Below are 20162 nucleotides of genomic sequence, written 5' to 3' on the forward strand. Positions count from 1 at the left end.
AGGCCTGGAGCACCCGATCATGAGCAACCTGCCCGGACTGAATTTCTTCCTCGGCGAGGAGATCGACATGCTGCGCGACTCGGTGGCCGGCTTCGCCGCCCGGGAGATCGCCCCGCGCGCCGCCGAAGCCGACCGCAGCGACCAGTTCCCCATGGACCTGTGGCGCAAGTTCGGCGACATGGGCCTGCTCGGCCTGACCGTCTCCGAGGAGTACGGCGGCGCCGGCATGGGCTATCTGGCGCACATGATCGCCATGGAGGAGCTGTCCCGCGCCTCAGGCGCCATCGCCCTGTCCTACGGCGCGCACTCCAACCTGTGCGTCAACCAGATCCACCGCAACGGCACGCCGGCGCAGAAGGAGCGCTTCCTGCCCAGGCTGATCTCCGGCGAGCACATCGGCGCCCTGGCGATGAGCGAGTCCAACGCCGGCTCCGACGTGGTGTCCATGCAGCTGCGCGCCGACCGCAAGGGCGACCGCTATGTGCTCAACGGCACCAAGATGTGGATCACCAACGGCCCGGACTGCGACGTGCTGGTGGTCTACGCCAAGACCGACCCGGCGGCCGGCGCGCGTGGCATCACTGCCTTCATCCTGGAGACGGACAGCCCCGGCTTCTCGGTGGCGCAGAGGCTCGACAAGCTCGGCATGCGCGGCTCGCACACCGGCGAACTGGTGTTCCGCGACGTGGAGATCCCCGCGGAAAACGTGCTCGGCCAGGTCAATGAAGGGGTCAAGGTGCTGATGAGCGGCCTGGACTACGAGCGCGCCGTGCTCGCCGGCGGCCCGCTGGGCCTGATGCAGGCGGCGATGGACGTGGTGGTGCCCTACATCCACGACCGCAGGCAGTTCGGTCAGAGCATCGGCGAGTTCCAGCTGATCCAGGCCAAGGTCGCCGACATGTACACCACCCTGCAGGCCTGCCGCGCCTACCTCTACGCGGTCGGCCGGCAGCTCGACGCGCTGGGCTCCGGGCACGTGCGCCAGGTGCGCAAGGACTGCGCCGGGGTGATCCTCTACTGCGCCGAGAAGGCCACCTGGCTGGCCGGCGAGGCGATCCAGATCCTCGGCGGCAACGGCTACGTCAACGACTACCCGACCGGCCGGCTGTGGCGCGACGCCAAGCTCTACGAGATCGGCGCCGGCACCAGCGAGATCCGCCGCATGCTGATCGGCCGCGAGCTGTTCGACGAGACGCGCTGAAATCCATCGACCCATTCGGTGGAAAACCGCTGCGCGGGTTTTCCACCCTACGCCTCACGGTCGCTCGGGTAGGGTGGAAAACGGCCGCAGGCCTTTTCCACCGAGACCAGCGCCGACGGCATCAGGGAGCTAGCCCCATGGCCATCCTGCACACCCAGATCAATACCCGTTCGCCGGAGTTCGCCGCCAACGGCGCGGCCATGCGCGAACAGGTCGACCAGTTGCACGCCCTGCTCGGGCGCATCCGCGAGGGCGGCGGCGCCAAGGCCCAGGAGCGCCACACATCGCGCGGCAAGCTGCTGCCGCGCCAGCGCATCGACCGCCTGCTCGATCCCGGCTCGCCGTTTCTCGAGATCGGCCAGCTCGCCGCCTTCGAGGTCTACGACGAGGAGGTGCCGGCCGCCGGGGTGATCGCCGGCATCGGCCGGATCGAGGGCGTCGAGTGCATGGTCATCGCCAATGACGCCACGGTGAAGGGCGGCACCTACTACCCGCTGACGGTGAAGAAGCACCTGCGCGCCCAGGCCATCGCCCGCGAGAACCGCCTGCCGTGCCTCTACCTGGTGGATTCCGGCGGCGCCAACCTGCCGCGCCAGGACGAGGTGTTCCCCGACCGCGAGCACTTCGGGCGGATCTTCTTCAACCAGGCGAACATGAGCGCCGCCGGCATCCCGCAGATCGCCGTGGTGATGGGCTCCTGCACCGCCGGCGGCGCCTACGTGCCGGCGATGTCCGACGAGACCATCATGGTGCGCGAGCAGGCGACCATCTTCCTCGCCGGCCCGCCGCTGGTGAAGGCCGCCACCGGCGAGGTGGTGACCGCCGAGGAGCTGGGCGGCGCCGACGTGCATTGCCGGACCTCGGGGGTGGCCGACCACTACGCCGAGAGCGACGAGCACGCCCTGGCGATCGCCCGGCGCTGCGTGGCCAACCTCAACTGGCGCAAGCTCGGCCAACTGCAGAGCCGCGTGCCGCGGGCGCCGCGCTACCCGGCCGAGGAGCTGTACGGGGTGATCCCGAGCGACGCCCGGCAGCCGTTCGACGTGCGCGAGGTGATCGCCCGCCTGGTCGACGACAGCGAGTTCGACGAGTTCAAGGCGCTGTTCGGCCCCACCCTGGTCTGCGGCTTCGCCCACCTGCACGGCTATCCGCTGGCCATCCTCGCCAACAACGGCATTCTGTTCTCGGAGGCGGCGCAGAAGGGCGCGCACTTCATCGAGCTGGCCTGCCAGCGCGGCATCCCGCTGCTGTTCCTGCAGAACATCACCGGCTTCATGGTCGGCCAGAAGTACGAGGCCGGCGGCATCGCCAAGCATGGCGCCAAGCTGGTCACCGCGGTGGCCTGCGCCAGCGTGCCGAAGTTCACCGTGATCGTCGGCGGCAGCTTCGGCGCCGGCAACTACGGCATGTGCGGCCGCGCCTACGACCCGCGCTTCTTGTGGATGTGGCCGAACGCCCGGATCGGCGTGATGGGCGCCCAGCAGGCCGCCGGGGTGCTGGTGCAGGTCAAGCGCGAGCAGGCCGAGCGCGCCGGGCAGTCCTTCTCTGCCGAGGAGGAAGAAGCGATCCGCCAGCCCATCGTCGAGCGCTACGAGCGCCAGGCGCATGCCTTCTATTCCAGCGCCCGGCTGTGGGACGACGGCGTGATCGACCCGGCGCAGACCCGCGAGGTGCTGGCCCTGGCGCTGTCCGCCGCGCTCAATGCGCCCATCGAGCCGACCCGCTTCGGCGTGTTCCGGATGTAAGAGGTCCCGACCATGACCGACTTCCAGACCCTGCAACTCCACTTCGATCCGCGCGGCTTCGCCACCCTCTGGCTCGACCGCCCGGAGAAAAACAACGCCTTCGACGCCGCCATGATCAAGGAGCTGATCCTCGCCCTCGACGCGCTGAAGGATCGCCGCGAACTGCGCTTTCTCGTGCTGCGCGGGCGCGGCAGGCACTTTTCCGCCGGCGCCGATCTGGCCTGGATGCGCGAGGCCGCCGACCTCGACTACAACGCCAACCTGGCCGACGCCCAGGCCCTCGCCGAGCTGATGTACAACCTCCATCACCTCAAGCTGCCGACTCTGGCCGTGGTGCAGGGCGCGGCCTTCGGCGGGGCGCTGGGGCTGATCGCCTGCTGCGATCTGGCCATCGGCGCCAGTGACGCGCAGTTCGCCCTGTCCGAGGTGCGCATCGGCCTCGCCCCGGCGGTGATCAGTCCTTTCGTGGTGCAGGCCATGGGCGAGCGCGCCGCGCGCCGCTACGCCCTGACCGGCGAGCGCTTCGACGGCGAGCGCGCCCGCGAGCTGGGCCTGCTCGCCGAGTGCTACCCGGCCGCCGAGCTGGACGGCGCGCTGGAGCAGTGGATCGCCACCCTGCTGCAGAACGGCCCGCAGGCCATGAAGGCGACCAAGGACCTGCTGCGCGAGGTCGGCAGCGGCGCGCTCAACCCGGCCCTGCGCCGCTACACCGAGAGCGCCATCGCCCGCCTGCGGGTCAGCCCGGAAGGCCAGGAGGGGCTGCGCGCCTTCCTGGAAAAACGCCGCCCCGCCTGGCAGGAGGACCGCTCATGAGCCGTTCCATCGACACCCTCTTGATCGCCAACCGCGGCGAGATCGCCTGCCGGGTGATGCGCAGCGCCAGGGCCCTGGGCATCCGCACGGTGGCCGTGCACAGCGCCATCGACCGCCACGCCCGGCATGTGCGCGAGGCCGATCTGGCGGTGGACCTGGGTGGCGCCAAGCCGGCCGAGAGCTACCTGCGGATCGACAGGATCGTCGCCGCCGCCCGCGAGAGCGGCGCCCAGGCCATCCATCCGGGCTATGGCTTTTTGTCCGAGAACGCCGACTTCGCCCGCGCCTGCGAGGCGGCCGGGCTGCTGTTCCTCGGCCCGCCGGCTGAGGCCATCGAGGCGATGGGCAGCAAGTCGGCGGCCAAGGCGCTGATGGAGGCGGCCGGCGTGCCGCTGGTGCCCGGCTACCACGGCGAGGCGCAGGATTTCGAGACCTTCCGCGGCGCCGCCGAGACCATCGGCTACCCGGTGCTGCTCAAGGCCACCGCCGGCGGCGGCGGCAAGGGCATGAAGGTGGTCGAAACGGAGGCCCAGCTTGCGGAAGCGCTGGAGTCCGCCCGCCGGGAGGCCCGGGCGGCCTTCGGCGATGCGCGCATGCTGGTGGAAAAATACGTGCTCAAGCCGCGCCACGTGGAGATCCAGGTGTTCGCCGACCGGTACGGCAACTGCCTGTACCTCAACGAGCGCGACTGCTCGATCCAGCGCCGCCACCAGAAGGTGGTCGAGGAAGCCCCGGCGCCGGGCCTGTCGCCCGCGCTGCGTCGCGCCATGGGCGAGGCGGCGGTGAAGGCGGCCCAGGCCATCGGCTACGTCGGCGCCGGCACCGTGGAGTTTTTGCTGGATGCGCGCGGCGAGTTCTTCTTCATGGAGATGAACACCCGCCTGCAGGTCGAGCACCCGGTCACCGAGGCGATCACCGGCCTCGACCTGGTCGCCTGGCAGATCCGCGTGGCCCGCGGCGAGCCCTTGCCGATCACGCAGGAGGAGGTCCCGCTCAACGGCCACGCCATCGAGGTGCGCCTCTACGCCGAGGACCCGGAGCACGACTTCCTGCCGGCCAGCGGCACCCTTGCGCTGTACCGCGAGCCGAGCGCCGGGCCGGGGCGCCGGGTCGACAGCGGGGTGGCCGAGGGCGATGCGGTGTCGCCCTTCTACGACCCCATGCTGGCCAAGCTGATCGCCTGGGGCGAGAACCGCGAGGAGGCCCGCCAGCGCCTGTTGGCCATGCTCGCCGAGACCGCGGTCGGCGGGGTGAAGACCAACCTGGCCTTCCTGCGCCGCGTGCTCGCCCATCCGGCCTTCGCCGGCGCCGAGCTGGACACCGGCTTCATCCCGCGCCATCAGGAGGCGCTGCTGCCGGCTCCGCGGGAGCTGCCGGAAGCCTTCTGGCAGCTGGCCGCCAGCGCCTTGGTGCAGAGCGAGGCGCCGCGCCGGCGCGAGGAGGATCCGCACTCGCCGTGGAGCACCAGCAGCGGCTGGCGGGCCGGGCTGCCGGCGCAGATCGACCTGGCGCTGCGCTGTGGCGAGGCGCAGCGGGTGGTGCGTCTGGACAGCGCCCCCTCATCCCGCCTGCACGGCGAGCAGCTGTGGCTGGAGCAGGACGGCGTGCGCCGCCAGCATCTGGCACTGCGCCGGGGCGAGATCCTCCATCTGGAGTGGGACGGCGAACTGCACGCCGTCAGCCGCGTCGATCCGCTCGCCGAGGCCGGAGCCGGGCATGCCCAGCATGGCGGCCTGACCGCGCCGATGAACGGCAGCATCGTCCGCGTGCTGGTGGAGACCGGCCAGAAGGTCGAGGCCGGCACGCCGCTGGTGGTGCTGGAGGCGATGAAGATGGAGCACAGCATCCGCGCGCCGCAGGCCGGGGTGGTCAAGGGCCTGTACTGCCGCGAGGGCGAGCTGGTCAGCGAGGGTGCCGCGCTGGTGGAGCTGGAGGAGGCCTGAGGCTGGGCGGGCGTTCGCCGGTCTTGGTAGGGTGGGCAATTCGCGCAGCGATTGCCCACCGTCGGGCCCGCATGCCGGTGGACAAGGCTGCGCCGTTGTCCACCCTACCAGACTGCTCGCGATGGTGGCGCACGCTGTTGCCTGGATCGCCAGCAAGCTGGCTCCGACAGGGTAATGCCGCGACACCGGACCTGTAGACGGTATCTACCGTCACGTAGGGTGGAAAAGCCGCACAGCGGTTTTCCACCATTCCTTTTTCCACCCTACCCAGAGGTTATGCCATGACACTGCCCCAGCACGTCCGCCTGGTCGAAGTCGGCCCGCGCGACGGCCTGCAGAACGAGAAACAGCCGATCGGCGTGGCCGACAAGGTGCGTCTGGTCGACGACCTGAGCGCCGCCGGCCTGGAATACGTCGAGGTCGGCAGCTTCGTCTCGCCCAAGTGGGTGCCGCAGATGGCCGGCAGCGCCGAGGTGTTCGCGCAGATCGGGCAGAAGAGCGGCGTCACCTATGCCGCGCTGACCCCCAACATGCAGGGCTTCGAGGCGGCGATGACCGCCGGGGTCAAGGAAGTCGCGGTGTTCGCCGCCGCCTCAGAGGCCTTCTCGCAGAGGAACATCAACTGCTCGATCGCCGAGAGCCTGGCGCGCTTCGTGCCGGTGCTGGACGCCGCCCGTGCGCGGGGCGTGCGCGTGCGCGGCTACGTGTCCTGCGTGCTCGGCTGCCCCTACGAGGGCGAGGTCCCGGCGCAGCAGGTCGCCAGCGTGGCCGGCGAGCTGTTCGCGATGGGCTGCTACGAGGTGTCCCTGGGCGACACCATCGGCACCGGCACCGCCGGCAAGACCCGCAGCCTGTTCGAAGTGGTCGGCCGCGACATCCCGCGCGACCGGCTGGCCGGGCACTTCCACGACACCTACGGCCAGGCGCTGGCGAATGTGTACGCGAGCCTCCTGGAGGGCATCGCCGTGTTCGACAGCTCGGTCGCCGGCCTCGGCGGCTGCCCCTATGCCAGGGGAGCCAGCGGCAACGTGGCCAGCGAGGACGTGCTGTACCTGCTCAACGGCCTGGGCATCCACACCGGCATCGACCTCGACCGGCTGATCGCCGCCGGCGAGCGCATCTGCGCCGTGCTCGGCCGGGAGAACGGCTCGCGGGTGGCCCGGGCGCGGCGCGGTGCCTGAAGCTCTGGCGGAAAACGCTGCGCGGTTTTCCACGGGGTGGCCATCCACCCGGCTGCTGACAACCGCGTGCCTCACTCCCGCACCGCCAGCTCCCCGCCCTTGCCGATCCCCAGCCGCCCGCTGCACAGGCGGAACACCGGCCCCGCCAGGAACAGCACCAGCAAGAGGCGCAGCACCTGCATCGCGGTGACCAGCGGCACCAGCAGGTTCAGCGCCTCGGCGGTCAGGCTCATCTCGGCGATGCCGCCGGGCACCATGCCGAGCAGCAGGGCGCGCGCGTCCAGGCCCGAGGCCCAGCTCATGGTCAGGGCGATGGGCAGGGCGAGGAGGATCGCCGCCAGCGTCGCCAGCAGGGTGCGCAGCAGGAAGGCCGGGGCGCGGCGGAAGAACGAGCGGTCGAAATGGCAGCCCAGGGCGCTGCCGACCAGCCACTGGCCGAATTCGCCGGCGCCGGGCGGCAGGCCGATGTGCAGGTCGAAGCCGATGCTGTACAGGATGCTGATCAGCAGGGCGCCCAGTTGCCAGGCGTTGGGGAAGCGCCAGCGCTGGAAAAGCAGCGCCAGTAGCCCGCCCAGGACGAACAGCAGGGCCAGCCAGGCGGCATCGGGGCCGGGGTGGACGAGGCTCGCGGCCTGCCCGTCGGCGAACAGCCAGGCGTAGGTGGCGGGGATGCCGAGCAGCACCACGAACATCCGCAGGCTCTGCGCGGCGGCCACGCTCTGCAGGACGGCCCCGTGCCGGCTGCCCAGGTTGACCATCTCGTTGGCGCCGCCCGGCATGCTGGCGAAATAGGCGGTGGCGAAGCTCTCCCCGGCGCGCCGGTGCAGGGTGATGCCGAGGGTGCAGGTGAGCAGGGTCAGCAGGGTGCCGAGCAGCACCAGGCCGAGGTGGGCGAGGATCTGCTCCAGCACCGCCCGGTTGAAGTGCAGGCCGATGCCGATGCCGAGAATCCATTGGCCGAGTTTGACGCCATTGGGGATGGCGACGCTCGGGCAGCCCAGGCAGCGCAGCGTGGCGACGCCGACCAGTGCCCCGATCATCCAGGGTAGAGGCCAGCCGAGCAACTGGGCGAGCCCGCCGCCGAGGGCGCCGGCCAGCGGGGTGAGAATCCAGGGGCGGCAGCGGGCCGCGAGATCCGCGAGCGATCCGAAGGTCACGGCAAGTCCTCGTGCAGGGGCGACGGCGCGCGGCGTCCGGGCCGGCGGCGCGTCGCGGGGTGGGGGAGCGGGGCGGGCCCGGAGGGGTGCGGGAAGGCGGGTGCCGGCGACCGGCTCAGCGGATCAGGCCGAAGTCCCGGGCCAGCTCCCGGTAGTGGGCGACCTTCTGCCGGACATGCGCCTCCAGGTCCTCGCCGGTCAGGGCGTAGGGGAACAGCTCGTAACGGTCGCGCAGGGCGGCGAAGTCCCCGGAGGCGAGCAACTGGTCGAAGGCGTCCCGCCAGCGCTCGTAGTCGGCATCGCTCACCTTCGGGCCCATGTAGAAGCCGCGCAGCACCGGCCAGACCACGTTGTAGCCCTGTTCGCGGGCGGTCGGGATGGCAGCCATTCCCGGCTCGTCCAGGCGCCGCTCGGCGAATACCACCAGAAGGCGCAGGGCGCCGCTGTCGAGATGCGGCATGGAGTCGGAAATGTCGGTGCTGCCCACCTGCACATGGCCGGCGACCAGCGCCGTGGAGATTTCCCCGCCGCCCTCCAGGGCGACGTAGTGCAGCTCGCGCGGGTCGATGCCGGCCAGCCGGGCGAGCAGGGCGAGCTGCATCCAGTCCTGGCTGCCGACGGTGCCGGAGGTGCCGATCACCACCGAGCCGGGGTCCTTCCTGAGCGCCGCGAGCAGGTCGTCCAGGGTCTGGTAGGGCGAGTCGGTGCGCACTGCCAGGGCGCCGTAGCTGGTGCCGATCACCGCCAGCCAGCGCACCGCGCTCTCGTCGAAGCGGCCAAACTTGCCCAGGGCGAGGTTGAGCAGCGAACCGCTGGAGAAGGCGATCAGGGTGTCGGGCTCGGCCGGTCGCTGTGCGGCGATGGTGTTGTAGGCCACCGCGCCGACCCCGCCCGGCATGTAGGAAAGCTGCAGCGGCTGGCGGGTCAGCCCGGCCTCCTGCAGCGCCTCGCGCGCCAGCCTGCAGACCAGGTCGAAGCCGCCGCCGGGGGCCGCCGGAACGATGCATTCCGCAGGTCGGGGCTCGGCGGCCCGGGCGCTGCACAGCAGCAGTGCGGCGGCTGCCAGCAGGGCGCGACGGATCGATGGGCCCATGGGGGTCTCCTCCACTGCGGTTCATGGGCGGGCGCTCGGCCGGACGGCGGTATGACCGGGGGCCGGCAGGCACAGGATACAGGCAGGAGGAGCGGGACGGGGGATGGCGCGGAGGGAGCGAGGCATGCGGGGGAGTTCCTTGTTGTCGTCGCCGCCTGCGGGCGGCGCTTTTGGCGTCCGAGCCTAGTGGGGCAGGCTTTCGCCAGGCTTTCAGCCGGCGGACGGGACGCCCCGGACCTCCTGTCCGGGGCGCCCGCAGCGGTCATTCCGCCAGGGCGACCGGCCCGGCCTGGCGGCGGGCGGCGCGGCGGCGCCAGAGGCGCAGCAGCGGCAAGGCCAGCATCAGCAGCACCAGCGCCCAGGTGCCCAGGGTGATGCCGCTGGACCAGAGGATGTCCAGCTCGCCGTTGGAGATCGACAGGGCGCGGCGCAGGTTCTGCTCCATGTGGCCGCCGAGGATGAAGCCGAGCAGCAGCGGCGACAGCGGGAAGTCGAGCTTGCGCATGGCGTAGCCGAGGATGCCCACCGCGACCATCAGCAGCAGGTCGAAGGTGGTGGCGTGCACGGCATAGACGCCGATGGCGGTGATGATGGCGATCGCCGGGGCCAGCGCCCAGTTCGGCACGGCGAGGATGCGGGTGAAGAGCTTGATCATCGGCACGTTGAGCACCAGCAACATGAAGTTGGCGATGAACAGCGAGGCGATCAGGCCCCAGACCAGCTCCGGCTCGTTCTGGAACAGCAGTGGGCCGGGGGTGATGTTGTAGAGGGTCAGCGCACCGATCATCACCGCCGTGGTGCCCGAACCGGGCACGCCGAGGGTCAGCATCGGCACCATGGCGCCGCAGCAGGAAGCGCCGATGGCGGTTTCCGGGGCGGCCAGGCCGCGGATGTCGCCCTTGCCGAACTGGCCGTCGGCGCCGGCCATGCGTTTTTCCGTCGAGTAGGCCAGGGCGCTGGCCAGGGTGGAGCCGGCGCCGGGCAGCACGCCGACGATGAAGCCGCCGATGCCGCAGCGCAGGTTGAGCATGAACACCCGGCGCGCCTCGTCGAGGTTGAACAGCATGCGCCCGGTGGCCTGGATCGCCTGCTGGCCGTGGTGGGTCTTCTCCAGCAGCAGGAGGATCTCGCTGACCGAGAACAGGCCGAGCACCAGGACCACGAACTGGATGCCGTCGGCGACGTGGATGCTGTCGAAGGTGAAGCGGTACACGCCGCTGTTGGCGTCGATCCCCACGCAGGAGAGGAACAGGCCGAGCAGCGCGGCGACCAGGGTCTTCATCGGCTTGTCGCCGGCCATCCCGGCCAGCGCCACGATGGCCAGCACCATCAGCACGAAGTACTCGGCCGGGCCGAAGGCGATCGCCCACTTGGCCAGCATCGGCGCGAACAGCACCATGCCGCAGGTGGCGATGAAGGCGCCGAGGAAGGAGCTCCAGGCCGACAGCGACAGGGCGACCCCGGCACGGCCCTGGCGGGCCATCGGGTAGCCGTCCAGGCAGGTCATCAGGGTCGCCGCCTCGCCGGGGATGTTGAGCAGGATCGAGGAGATCCGCCCGCCGTATTCGCAGCCCAGGTAGACCGCGGCCAGCAGGATCAGCGCCGACTCCGGCGGCAGGCCGAAGGCGAAGGCCACCGGGATCAGGATGGCCACGCCGTTGATCGGGCCGAGGCCGGGCAGCAGGCCGACCACGGTGCCGATCAGGGTGCCGATCAGGGCGATCAGCAGATTGGTCGGGGTCAGCGCGACGCCGAAGCCCTGCATCAGGAAGTTGAGGGTTTCCATGTCAGATCTCCAGGCCGGCGAGCAGGCCGAGCGGCAGGGGCACGTCGAGCAGGCGGTCGAACAGCAGGTACAGGCCGAGCGCCATCGCCACGGCGAGGCCGAGGCTCGGCAGCCAGCGGCCGCCGTACAGGCGGGCGAAGCACAGCCCGGCCAGGGTGCTGGCGGGGATGAAGCCGAGCGGCTCGAAGGCCAGGGCGAAGCCCAGCAGCAGGGCGATGCCCAGCCCCACCTTGCGGTAGCCCTCCACGCCGGGCGGCGGCTCGTCGGCGTCGTGCGCCAGGGGCGTCGGCTGGATCAGCAGGTAGATCAGGCCGGCGGCCAGCAGTCCCAGCATCAGCAGGGGAAAGGCCCGCGGGCCGACCGGCTCGTAGGCGAACGGCGCCTGGTAGGCGGAACCGATGTACATCATGGCCAGCGCGGGCAGCAGCCAGGCGGCCAGGAACAGGCGTTGCAGCAGCATGATGGCATCCTCGGGCGAAACCCCGGCGGGGGCTTCGCCGTGTGATCACTGGGTGAGGCCGAACTCCCGGGCCAGCTCGCGGTAGCGGGCGACTTCCTTCGACACGTGGGCCTGCAGTTCCGGGCCGGTCATGGCGAAGGGGAACAGCTCGCGCTGGTCGCGCAGGCGGGCGAAGTCCTCGGAGGCGAGCAGGCGGTCGAAGGCATCCTTCCACCAGGCGTAGTCGGCATCGCTCACCTTGGGTCCCAGGTAGTAGCCGCGGATCACCGGCCAGACCACGTCGTAGCCCTGCTCGCGGGCAGTGGGGATGGCGGCCATCGCCGGCTCCTCCAGGCGCTTGTCGGAGAGCACCGCGAGGATGCGCATGCCGCCGCTCTCGACATGCGGCATGGAGTCGGAGATGTCGGTGCTGCCCACCTGGATGTGCCCGCCGAGCAGTGCGGTGGCGATCTCGCCACCGCCCTCCATGGCCACGTAGCGCAACTTGCGCGGATCGACGCCGACGGCCTTGGCGAACAGCGCGGTCTGCATCCAGTCCTGGCTGCCGACGGTGCCGCCGGAGCCGATCACCACCTGTTCGGGGTTGGCCCTGAGCACGGCGGCCAGATCGTCGAGGGTCTTGTACGGCGAGTCGGCACGCACGGCAATGGCGCCGTAGCTGGTGCCGACCGCCGCCAGCCACTTCACCGCGTTCTCGTCGAAGCGGCCGAACTTGCCCTGGGCGAGGTTCAGCAGCGAGCCGCTGGAGAAGGCGGTCAGGGTGCCGGAGTCGGCCGGGCGCTGGGCGACGATGGTGTTGTAGGCCACCGCGCCGACGCCGCCCGGCATGTAGGTGACGCGCATCGGCTTCTCCAGCAGCTTCGACTCGACCAGCGCGCTCTGCGCCAGCTTGCAGGTGAGGTCGAAACCGCCGCCGGGGGCGGCCGGGGCGATGCATTCGGGACGTCTGGGCTCGGCGTTGAGCGAGCCGGACAGCAGCACGGCCGAGCCGGCCGCCAGCAGGGTGTTGCGCAGCGATGGACGCATGGAGGCTTTCCTCTGGTTTGTTGTTGTTCTTGTTGCAGGTGCTTCAGATGCCCGCGGACGGGCAGGCCGCGGCGGCACGGCATCGCCGGCGGGCACGGGACGAAAGACAGGCGGTTCGGGGCACACGGGCGCGCAGAGGCGCCGGGAGCGGGATGCGAGGCATACAGTGGTTTCCATTGTTGTTGTTGTCGGGGAGCCGCGTCACTGCACGGCGGCTGCCGGATCGAGGCCCGTCCGGGCAGGCCCGGTGAGCGACTCTGGGACGATCCTAGAGCGCGAAGCTTTCATGAAGCTTTCACTGCGCTTTCGCCGCCGATCACGGCTGATCAACCTGGCTTCGTGTCTGTACACTGGTCGGCATGCCCCCTATCCGCGGAGATCGCCATGCGCATTCTTTTGGTCGAGGATCACGCCCCGCTGGCCGACAGCGTGGCTCAGGCGCTCCGCGCGGCGGGGCTGACCGTGGACGTGCTGCACGACGGCGTGGCCGCCGACCTGGCGCTGTCCAGCGAGGACTTCACCCTGGTGGTGCTCGATGTCGGGCTGCCGCGGCTCGACGGCTTCGAGGTGCTGGCGCGGCTGCGCGAGCGCGGCAACCGGGTGCCGGTGCTGATGCTCACCGCCCGCGCCGAGGTCAAGGACCGCGTGCAGGGGCTCAACCTCGGTGCCGACGACTACCTGGCCAAGCCCTTCGAGCTGACCGAGCTGGAGGCGCGGGTCAAGGCCCTGCTGCGCCGCAGCGTGCTCGGCGGCGAGCGCCAGCAGCGCTGCGGCGAGCTGGTCTACGACCTGGCCACCAGCCGCTTCAGCCTGGCCGGCGAGCCGCTCAACCTGACCGCCCGCGAGCAGGCGGTGCTGAGCGCGCTGATTGCCCGTCCCGGACGGGTGATGAGCAAGGAGCAACTGGCCTCCCAGGTGTTCGGCCTGGACGACGAGGTCAGCCCCGACGCCATCGAGATCTACGTCCACCGCCTGCGCCGCAAGCTGGAGGCGAGCGCAGTGCGCATCGTCACCTTCCGTGGCCTGGGCTACCTGCTGGAGGCGCGCGGTGAATGAGCCGGCCGGCGGCATCCGCGTCGACGGCAGCCTGCGCGGGCGCCTGCTGCGGCGCATGGCGGTGTTGCTGGCGCTGCTGTTGGCGGTCAGCAGCCTGAGCGCCTACTACAACGGCCGCCAGGCGGCCGACCGGGCCTACGACCGCACCCTGCTGGCCTCGGCGCGCAGCATCGCCGACGGCCTTTCCGAAACCGACGGCAGCCTGCGTGCGGATATCCCCTACCTGGCGCTGGACAGCTTCGCCTTCGACAGTGCCGGGCGCATCTACTACCAGGTGCTGGATATCCACGGCCAGCTGCTGTCCGGCTACGAGAACCTGCCCGGCGCGCCGCAGGGCACTCCGCTGACCCGCGACTACCCGGCCCTGGCGCGCTTCTACGACGCGCATTATCGAGGCCAGAACGTGCGGGTGGTCAGCCTCCAGCAGCCGGTCAGCGAAACCACCCTGAGCGGCATGGCGGAGATCCGCGTCGCCGAGACCGAGGAAGCCCGCGAGCGCATGGCCCGCGGCCTGCTCGTCGACACCCTGCTGCGCATGGGCCTGCTGGCGGTCGGCGCCATGGCCCTGGCCTGGGTCGTGGTCACCGCCGCGCTGCGCCCGCTGGAGCGTCTGCGCCAGGCGGTGGAGGAGCGCAGCCCGGAAGACCTCAGGCCCCTGCCGCGGGTCACGGTGCAGCGCGAACTGCTGCCGCTGGTTTCCGCCCTGAACCTGTTCACCGGGCGCCTGCGCACTCTGCTGGAGCGCCAGGCGCAGTTCATCGCCGACGCCGCCCACGAGCTGCGCACGCCGCTGGCGGCGCTCAAGGCGCGCCTCGAACTGGGCCTGCGCGAGCGCGACCCGGACGCCTGGTACCGCACCCTGGAGGAGGCCCGGCAGAGTGGCGACCGGCTTTCCCATCTGGCCAACCAGCTGCTCTCCTGGGCGCGGATCGAAAGCAGCGCCCAGGCCATCGCCGAGGGCGGCGCCGAGCCGGTCGAGCTGGGCTCGCTGTGCCGCGAGCTGGGCCTGGCCCTGGCGCCTCTGGCCCACGCCCGCGGCGTGGCGCTGGCCTTCGAGGGCCGCGGCGAGGTCTGGGTGACGGGCGAGCCGACGCTGCTCAACGAGCTGCTCAGCAATCTGGTGGACAACGCCCTGGCGCATACCCCGCCGGGCGGCAACGTGATTCTGCGGGTCGCCGCGCCGGCCGTGCTGGAGGTCGAGGACGACGGCCCGGGCATCCCGGAAAGCGCCCGGCAGAAGGTCTTCGAGCGCTTTCAGAGGCTCGATCCGCAGCGCGGCGGCGCAGGGCTCGGGCTGGCCATCGTCGGCGAGATCTGCCGGGCGCACCAGGCGGCGATCCGGCTCCTGGACGGTGCCGCCGGCGGGCTCAGGGTGCGGATCGAGTTCCCGCCATCGCGCCGCACAGAAGAAGCGTAGGGGAATGTCGATACAGGCCCTGCGCTGGCGCTAGGGCTCCGGGGCGATGGCCGGCGGCACGCCGGGCAGGTAGACGTGGCTGGCGACGAAGACCTTCTCGGGAACGGGCTCGCCCTGCACCAGGCGCTTGAGCATCCGGTAGCTCTGCCGGCCGATCTCCCGGCCTTCCATGTTCAGGTAGGCCTGGGCCAGCCCGTCGTCGAGCAGCGCCCGCTGCGCCGCGTCCATTTTATGGGTGGCGACGATGATGACCGGGCGCCAGCCCTGTTTGTCGAGTTCGGCGAGCAGCGGGCCGATCTGCTTGCGGTACTCGTCCGCCTCGCAGAGCGGCCAGTTGCCGAGGACGAGGATGACATCCAACTGGCTGCCGGGGGCCAGCAGAGTGGCGAGCCGAAGCCGCGCGATGGCCGGGTCATTGTTGTCGTAGAGGGGACAGCGGTTCGCTTCGCTCCAGCCGTTCTCGCCCTTGAGCCGGCCGGTCGCGCCGTCCTCGGTCCGCTTGCCGCGCAACTGCTGGCGGATGCCCTGGATACGCTCCAGGTGGTTGGTGTTCTGGATGCCGCCGCTCAGGATGCACAGCTTCCCGCCCTGCGGCCTGAAACGCTGGGCGAGCATGGCCAACTGCCGGCCGAAGCGCAGGTTGTCGAGCCCGACGTAGCTTCGGCGCAGGTGCTGTTCCGCGGGGGCCAGGTCCGAGTTGAAGGCGATCAGCGGGATGCGACCCGCGCCTTTCAGGGCATGCTTGGCCAGCCACTCGGAGTGGGTGACCGCCAGGCCGATGCCGTCCAGATCGTTCCGGGCGAGGGTCTGCCTCAGGACTTTGTTCTGCTCGCGGAAATGCTGCGTCCCCAGGGGGCCGAGCAGCAGGCAGGTGTCGCCCTCGGCCTGCGCGGCCTCGGCGCAGCCCTCGCCGGCCATGGCGTAGAAGGACTGGTCCATCCGCTTGGCGACCAGGGCGAAGCGTAACGGCTCGGCACCGGCCGGCAGGGCAAGCAGCAACCCGCACAGCAGGCCGGCGGCGGAAAGACGGCATAAAGGTAAAGATCCTTTCAAGGCAGCTCCTTGCTCGCCATCCCTTTGACCGCGCAGATGATAGTCCCTGGGCTTCGCCAGCACCGGCGCGATTTGAGGGCGATTCAAGGGCCTTTTCAGAAAAGGCTGTTAACGGCGGTTCTTTATGCCAAAAGAACGTGAGGAGCTTTTCGGCGGTCAGAAAGAGCGGCCGTGATTCGGCCGCTCCGAAGTGCCTTCGGGGCGCACTGACACTGGAAGTGCAACCTTTCACGACGATGTCACGGGCCGGGATGGCTTGTTCGGGCAGTCGGCTGTTTCCGTCCCTCTCCCTCACATTGCGTCCAAGTACGCATTCTGGATACGGAAGCGAAGCAAATGGATTTCAACGTCAAGGATTTCGGGGCAAAGGGCGACGGCAGGACCGATGACACGGATGCCATCCAGGCGGCGATCGATGCCGCCTACAAGGCCGGTGGGGGGAGCGTCTACCTGCCGGCCGGCGAGTATCGGGTCAGCGGCGGCGACAAGTCTTCGGATGGCGCCCTGATGATCAAGAACAACGTCTACCTGGCCGGCGCCGGCATGGGCGAGACGGTGATCAGGCTGGTCGATGGCTGGAGCCGGAACGTCACCGGCATGATCCGCTCGGCCAATGGCGAGCAGACGCACGACTACGGCATCAGCGACCTGACCCTGGATGGCAACCGCGACAACACCAGCGGCCGGGTCGACGGCTTCTATACCGGCTACATCCCCGGCGAGGACGGCGCCGACCGCAACGTCATCGTCGCGCGGGTCGAGGTCCGCGAGATGTCCGGCTACGGCTTCGATCCCCACGAGCAGACCATCAACCTGACGATCCGCGACAGCGTGGCCCATGACAACGGCCTCGACGGTTTCGTCGCCGACTACCTGATCGACAGCAGCTTCGAGAACAACGTTTCCTACGCCAACGACCGCCACGGCTTCAACGTGGTCACCAGCACCCACGACTTCACCCTGACCAACAACGTCGCCTACGGCAACGGCGGCAATGGCCTGGCAATTCAGCGGGGCATGGAGGATATCGCCCAGCCGGCCAACATCCTGATCGATGGCGGCGCCTACCACGACAACGCCCTGGAAGGCGTGCTGCTCAAGATGACCCACGACGTCACCCTGCAGAACACCGAGGTCTACGGCAACGGCAGCGCCGGCGTGCGCCTCTCCGGCGCGGAGGACGTGCAACTCCTCGACAACCGGATCCACGACAACGCGCAGAATGGCACCTACCCGGAAGTCCTGCTGCAGGCCTTCGACGACAGCCAGATCACCGGGGAGCTGTACGAAACCCTGAACACCTGGATCGAGGGCAATGTCATCGCTGCCTCGGCCAACGCCAACTACGCCGTGCAGGAGCGCAACGACGGCAGCGACTACACCACCCTGCGGGACAACGACATCAGCGGCGGGAAGGTCGCCGCGGTGCAGCTCTCCGGGGTTCATTCGACGGTGTCCGATTCGTCCGTCAAGCTCATCCAGGGAGGCGACGGCAACGATGTGCTGGTCGGCGGCGAGGCCGACGAGCAACTCCTCGGCAATGCCGGCGACGACCGTCTGGACGGCGGGGCCGGCGACGATGTGCTCGACGGCGGTGCCGGGCGCGACCGCCTGAGCGGTGGCGAGGGCGCCGACACCTTCGTCTTCTCCAACCGCCAGGACAGCTACCGCACCAGCAGTTCCAGCCTGGCCGACCTGCTCCTCGACTTCGATGCCGGGGCGGACCTGATCGACCTGTCCGCGCTGGGCTTCATTGGCCTGGGCGACGGCCACGACGGCACCCTGGCCGTGCAGCTGAACGGCACCGGCACGCGCACCTACCTCAAGAGCTACGAGGCCGATGCCCAGGGCAAGCGCTTCGAGATCGCCCTGGACGGCAACCATGCCGGCCTGAGCGAGGCCAGCTTCGTCTTCGGCGAGAGCGGCAGCGCCACGGAGCTCGAGGTGGTCGGCAGCAGCGCGCAGAGCGACCCGGTCGCCTGAGAAAAGGCGCTCACACGGCGATTCCTTGTTCCGAAGAACTCCAAGAGCTTTCCGGTGGTCGGAAAGGAGCGGCAGTGGTTCGGCCGCTTCTCCGGAGTGCCTCCGGGCCCCATGGCTGGGAAGGGTTCTGAGGGCACCGGAGCTGCAGTGTTCAGGTAATCACGACAATGTCACGGGGCCGGGATGGCCTGTTGGGAAAACCGGCTGTTTCCGTCCCTTTCCCTCTCATTGCGTCTGAGTACGCATTCTGAATACGGAAGTGCAGTAAATGGATTTCAACGTGAAGGATTTCGGGGCACTGGGCGATGGCGTCAGCGACGATCGGGCGGCCATCCAGGCGGCGATCGATGCCGCCCACGCAGCCGGTGGCGGCACCGTCTACCTGCCGGCCGGCGAGTATCGGGTCAGCGGCGGCGAGCAGGGAGTGGATGGCGCCCTGATGATGAAGAGCAATGTCTACCTGGCGGGCGCCGGCATGGGCGAAACCGTCGTCAAGCTGCTCGATGGCTGGAACGGGGATGTCAACGGCATGATCCGCTCGTCCGGGACCGAGGAGACGCACAACTTCGGCGTCCGCGACCTGACCCTCGACGGCAACCGCGACAACAACCCCGAAGGCACGGTCTTCGGCTTCTATAGCGGCTACAAGTTCGGCGACGGCGCCGACCGCAATGTCACCATCGAGCGGGTGGAGGCCCGCGAGATGTCCGGCTACGGCTTCGACCCGCACGGGCGGACCGCCAACCTGGTGATCCGCGACAGTGTGGCCCACGACAACGGCTTCGTCGGTTTCGTCGCCGACCACCAGATCGACGGCGCGTTCGAGAACAACGTCGCCTACAACAACGACCTCCACGGTTTCAACGTGGTCACCAGCACCCACGACTTCACCCTGACCGGCAACGTCGCCTACGGCAACGGTGGTGCCGGCCTGGTAGTGCAGCGCGGCTCGTACGACGTGCCCCATGCCTACAACATCCTGATCGACGGCGGCTCCTACCACGACAATGCCCTGGAAGGCGTGCTGATCAAGCTGAGCCACGAGGTCACCCTGCAGAACGCCCACATCTACGACAACGGCACGGCCGGCGTACGCATCGCCGGCGCGCAGGACGTGCAGCTCCTGAACAACCGGATCCACGACAACGTGCAGAACGGCAAATACCCGGAGGTCCTCCTGCAGGCCTTCGACGACGCCAGCGTCACGGGGAATGTCTACGAGACCCAGAACACCCTGATCAAGGGCAACGTCATCACCACCTCGGGCAACGCCACCTACGTTGTGCAGGAGCGCAACGACGGCAGCGACTACACCACGCTTCGGGACAACAGCATCAGCGGCGGGCAGATCGCCTCGGTGCAGCTCTCCGGCGCCCACTCGTCCAGCGGGCCCCTCCAGGGCACCGACGGCGACGACACGCTGATCGGCGGCGACGCCAACGAGCAGCTTCTCGGCGGTGCCGGCGACGACCTGCTCGATGGCGGCGCCGGCCGCGACCGGCTGACCGGCGGCGAGGGCGCCGACACTTTCGTCTTCTCCGCGCGCGAGGACAGCTACCGCACCAGCGACGCCAGCTTCAACGACCTGATCCTCGACTTCGATGCCGATGAGGACCTGATCGACCTGTCCGCGCTGGGCTTCACCGGCCTGGGCAACGGCTACGACGGCACCCTGGCCGTGCAGGTGAACAGTGCCGGCACACGGACCTACCTGAAAAGTTTCGAGGCAAATGCCGCCGGCGAGCGCTTCGAGATCGCCCTGGAGGGCAGTCACGCCGGACTGGGCGAGGCCAGCTTCGTCTTTGACGGCAGCGCCACGGAGCTTGCGCTGGTAGGCGCCAGTCCGCAGAACGATCCGGTCGCCTGACGCGACGCGGGCGTCCCCATCGGGGGCGGCCGCGCCGGCTGCCGTCGGCGTGCACCGCTACGGGCGTGGGTACTGGCTGTGACCTGCCTAGTTGACTGCAGCTCGCCCGCTCAGACAGGCGTCCAGCGCCAACGGTTTCTGCCCGGCCGAGGGGGAGGCGATCACCTCGTAGCTGCCGGACGGCGGCGCCGGTACCTCTGGCGGCGGCTGGAGTCACATACCGCTTGCGCTCGGCGTTCCACAGGCTGTAGGTGCCCGGCGAGGAAGTACAGGGGGCTTGCCGATCCGCACCTCGCGGGCGAAATCCGGCAGGCCGTGGCCGCCCGGAGGGCCGGAAAGGATCACCGGCAGTACTGCGATCGCCGTGCGTCGGCCTCGGGG

Annotated in this window: 15 protein-coding genes; 9 read left to right on the forward strand and 6 right to left on the reverse strand. The window is 69.8% G+C overall.

Annotated features, from left to right (window positions below; translation table 11 throughout):
- The first annotated feature begins 19 nt into the window (after nucleotides 1-19).
- The 5 genes from GCU53_RS13920 to GCU53_RS13940 all read left to right on the forward strand — a co-directional run bounded on the left by GCU53_RS13920 (nucleotide 20) and on the right by GCU53_RS13940 (nucleotide 6883).
- Complete coding sequence (locus GCU53_RS13920) at nucleotides 20-1201, forward strand: isovaleryl-CoA dehydrogenase (protein WP_152388144.1); 1182 nt, start codon at nucleotides 20-22, stop codon at nucleotides 1199-1201.
- Nucleotides 1202-1338: 137 nt separating this feature from the next.
- The gene (locus GCU53_RS13925; RefSeq protein WP_152388145.1) at nucleotides 1339-2946 is read left to right on the forward strand and encodes a carboxyl transferase domain-containing protein; all 1608 of its coding nucleotides are present in this window, start codon (nucleotides 1339-1341) and stop codon (nucleotides 2944-2946) included.
- 12 nt (nucleotides 2947-2958) lie between these two features.
- Nucleotides 2959-3759, forward strand: coding sequence for a gamma-carboxygeranoyl-CoA hydratase (locus GCU53_RS13930; RefSeq protein ID WP_152388146.1), 801 nt, complete (start codon nucleotides 2959-2961; stop codon nucleotides 3757-3759).
- Nucleotides 3756-5702: an acetyl/propionyl/methylcrotonyl-CoA carboxylase subunit alpha gene (locus GCU53_RS13935; protein ID WP_152388147.1), complete on the forward strand. Its 1947-nt coding sequence runs from the start codon at nucleotides 3756-3758 to the stop codon at nucleotides 5700-5702. Before GCU53_RS13930 ends, GCU53_RS13935 begins: the two co-directional genes overlap by 4 nt.
- A 281-nt stretch (nucleotides 5703-5983) precedes the next feature.
- On the forward strand, nucleotides 5984-6883 hold the full coding sequence (locus tag GCU53_RS13940; protein WP_152388148.1) for a hydroxymethylglutaryl-CoA lyase: 900 nt from the start codon (nucleotides 5984-5986) through the stop codon (nucleotides 6881-6883).
- 71 nt (nucleotides 6884-6954) lie between these two features.
- Here GCU53_RS13940 and GCU53_RS13945 read toward each other — a convergent pair whose 3' ends face one another.
- The 5 genes from GCU53_RS13945 to GCU53_RS13965 all read right to left on the reverse strand — a co-directional run bounded on the left by GCU53_RS13945 (nucleotide 6955) and on the right by GCU53_RS13965 (nucleotide 12405).
- Complete coding sequence (locus GCU53_RS13945) at nucleotides 6955-8040, reverse strand: AbrB family transcriptional regulator (protein ID WP_152388149.1); 1086 nt, start codon at nucleotides 8038-8040, stop codon at nucleotides 6955-6957.
- 115 nt (nucleotides 8041-8155) lie between these two features.
- Nucleotides 8156-9133 carry a Bug family tripartite tricarboxylate transporter substrate binding protein gene (locus GCU53_RS13950; protein WP_152388150.1) on the reverse strand — a complete coding sequence of 326 codons (978 nt, stop codon included), beginning with the start codon at nucleotides 9131-9133 and terminating at the stop codon, nucleotides 8156-8158.
- A 262-nt stretch (nucleotides 9134-9395) separates the two neighbouring features.
- A complete protein-coding gene (locus GCU53_RS13955; RefSeq protein WP_152388151.1) occupies nucleotides 9396-10919 on the reverse strand; it encodes a tripartite tricarboxylate transporter permease in 1524 nt (507 codons plus the stop codon).
- A 1-nt stretch (nucleotide 10920) separates the two neighbouring features.
- A complete protein-coding gene (locus GCU53_RS13960) occupies nucleotides 10921-11379 on the reverse strand; it encodes a tripartite tricarboxylate transporter TctB family protein (RefSeq protein ID WP_152388152.1) in 459 nt (152 codons plus the stop codon).
- Nucleotides 11380-11424: 45 nt separating this feature from the next.
- A complete protein-coding gene (locus GCU53_RS13965) occupies nucleotides 11425-12405 on the reverse strand; it encodes a Bug family tripartite tricarboxylate transporter substrate binding protein (RefSeq protein ID WP_152388153.1) in 981 nt (326 codons plus the stop codon).
- Between the two features lie 384 nt (nucleotides 12406-12789).
- Between GCU53_RS13965 and GCU53_RS13970 the strand changes: the two genes are divergently transcribed.
- Both GCU53_RS13970 and GCU53_RS13975 read left to right on the forward strand, forming a co-directional pair.
- Complete coding sequence (locus GCU53_RS13970) at nucleotides 12790-13461, forward strand: response regulator (protein ID WP_152388154.1); 672 nt, start codon at nucleotides 12790-12792, stop codon at nucleotides 13459-13461.
- Between the two features lie 13 nt (nucleotides 13462-13474).
- On the forward strand, nucleotides 13475-14878 hold the full coding sequence (locus GCU53_RS13975; RefSeq protein WP_152389900.1) for a sensor histidine kinase: 1404 nt from the start codon (nucleotides 13475-13477) through the stop codon (nucleotides 14876-14878).
- A gap of 30 nt (nucleotides 14879-14908) precedes the next feature.
- Here the strand turns inward: GCU53_RS13975 and GCU53_RS13980 are convergent, their stop codons facing one another.
- Nucleotides 14909-15931, reverse strand: a complete 1023-nt coding sequence (locus tag GCU53_RS13980) for a substrate-binding domain-containing protein (RefSeq protein ID WP_244306771.1) — start codon at nucleotides 15929-15931, stop codon at nucleotides 14909-14911.
- A gap of 336 nt (nucleotides 15932-16267) precedes the next feature.
- Here GCU53_RS13980 and GCU53_RS13985 point away from each other — a divergent pair, with 336 nt between their 5' ends.
- Complete coding sequence (locus tag GCU53_RS13985; RefSeq protein WP_152388155.1) at nucleotides 16268-17914, forward strand: glycosyl hydrolase family 28-related protein; 1647 nt, start codon at nucleotides 16268-16270, stop codon at nucleotides 17912-17914.
- A 268-nt stretch (nucleotides 17915-18182) separates the two neighbouring features.
- Nucleotides 18183-19781, forward strand: a complete 1599-nt coding sequence (locus GCU53_RS13990; protein WP_152388156.1) for a glycosyl hydrolase family 28-related protein — start codon at nucleotides 18183-18185, stop codon at nucleotides 19779-19781.
- The last annotated feature ends 381 nt before the right edge of the window (nucleotides 19782-20162 follow it).

This window comes from Azotobacter salinestris (assembly GCF_009363155.1).
GTDB lineage: Bacteria > Pseudomonadota > Gammaproteobacteria > Pseudomonadales > Pseudomonadaceae > Azotobacter > Azotobacter salinestris.

What these genes read in the sequence shown, in the direction of transcription:
- GCU53_RS13965 (WP_152388153.1), bottom strand. Translation starts at nt 12,405, where the DNA reads ATGCGTCCATCGCTGCGCAACACCCTGCTGGCGGCCGGCTCGGCCGTG.
- GCU53_RS13960 (WP_152388152.1), bottom strand. Translation starts at nt 11,379, where the DNA reads ATGCTGCTGCAACGCCTGTTCCTGGCCGCCTGGCTGCTGCCCGCGCTG.
- GCU53_RS13990 (WP_152388156.1), top strand. Translation starts at nt 18,183, where the DNA reads ATGGATTTCAACGTGAAGGATTTCGGGGCACTGGGCGATGGCGTCAGC.
- GCU53_RS13935 (WP_152388147.1), top strand. Translation starts at nt 3,756, where the DNA reads ATGAGCCGTTCCATCGACACCCTCTTGATCGCCAACCGCGGCGAGATC.
- GCU53_RS13930 (WP_152388146.1), top strand. Translation starts at nt 2,959, where the DNA reads ATGACCGACTTCCAGACCCTGCAACTCCACTTCGATCCGCGCGGCTTC.
- GCU53_RS13925 (WP_152388145.1), top strand. Translation starts at nt 1,339, where the DNA reads ATGGCCATCCTGCACACCCAGATCAATACCCGTTCGCCGGAGTTCGCC.
- GCU53_RS13970 (WP_152388154.1), top strand. Translation starts at nt 12,790, where the DNA reads ATGCGCATTCTTTTGGTCGAGGATCACGCCCCGCTGGCCGACAGCGTG.
- GCU53_RS13955 (WP_152388151.1), bottom strand. Translation starts at nt 10,919, where the DNA reads ATGGAAACCCTCAACTTCCTGATGCAGGGCTTCGGCGTCGCGCTGACC.
- GCU53_RS13950 (WP_152388150.1), bottom strand. Translation starts at nt 9,133, where the DNA reads ATGGGCCCATCGATCCGTCGCGCCCTGCTGGCAGCCGCCGCACTGCTG.
- GCU53_RS13940 (WP_152388148.1), top strand. Translation starts at nt 5,984, where the DNA reads ATGACACTGCCCCAGCACGTCCGCCTGGTCGAAGTCGGCCCGCGCGAC.
- GCU53_RS13920 (WP_152388144.1), top strand. Translation starts at nt 20, where the DNA reads ATGAGCAACCTGCCCGGACTGAATTTCTTCCTCGGCGAGGAGATCGAC.
- GCU53_RS13985 (WP_152388155.1), top strand. Translation starts at nt 16,268, where the DNA reads ATGGATTTCAACGTCAAGGATTTCGGGGCAAAGGGCGACGGCAGGACC.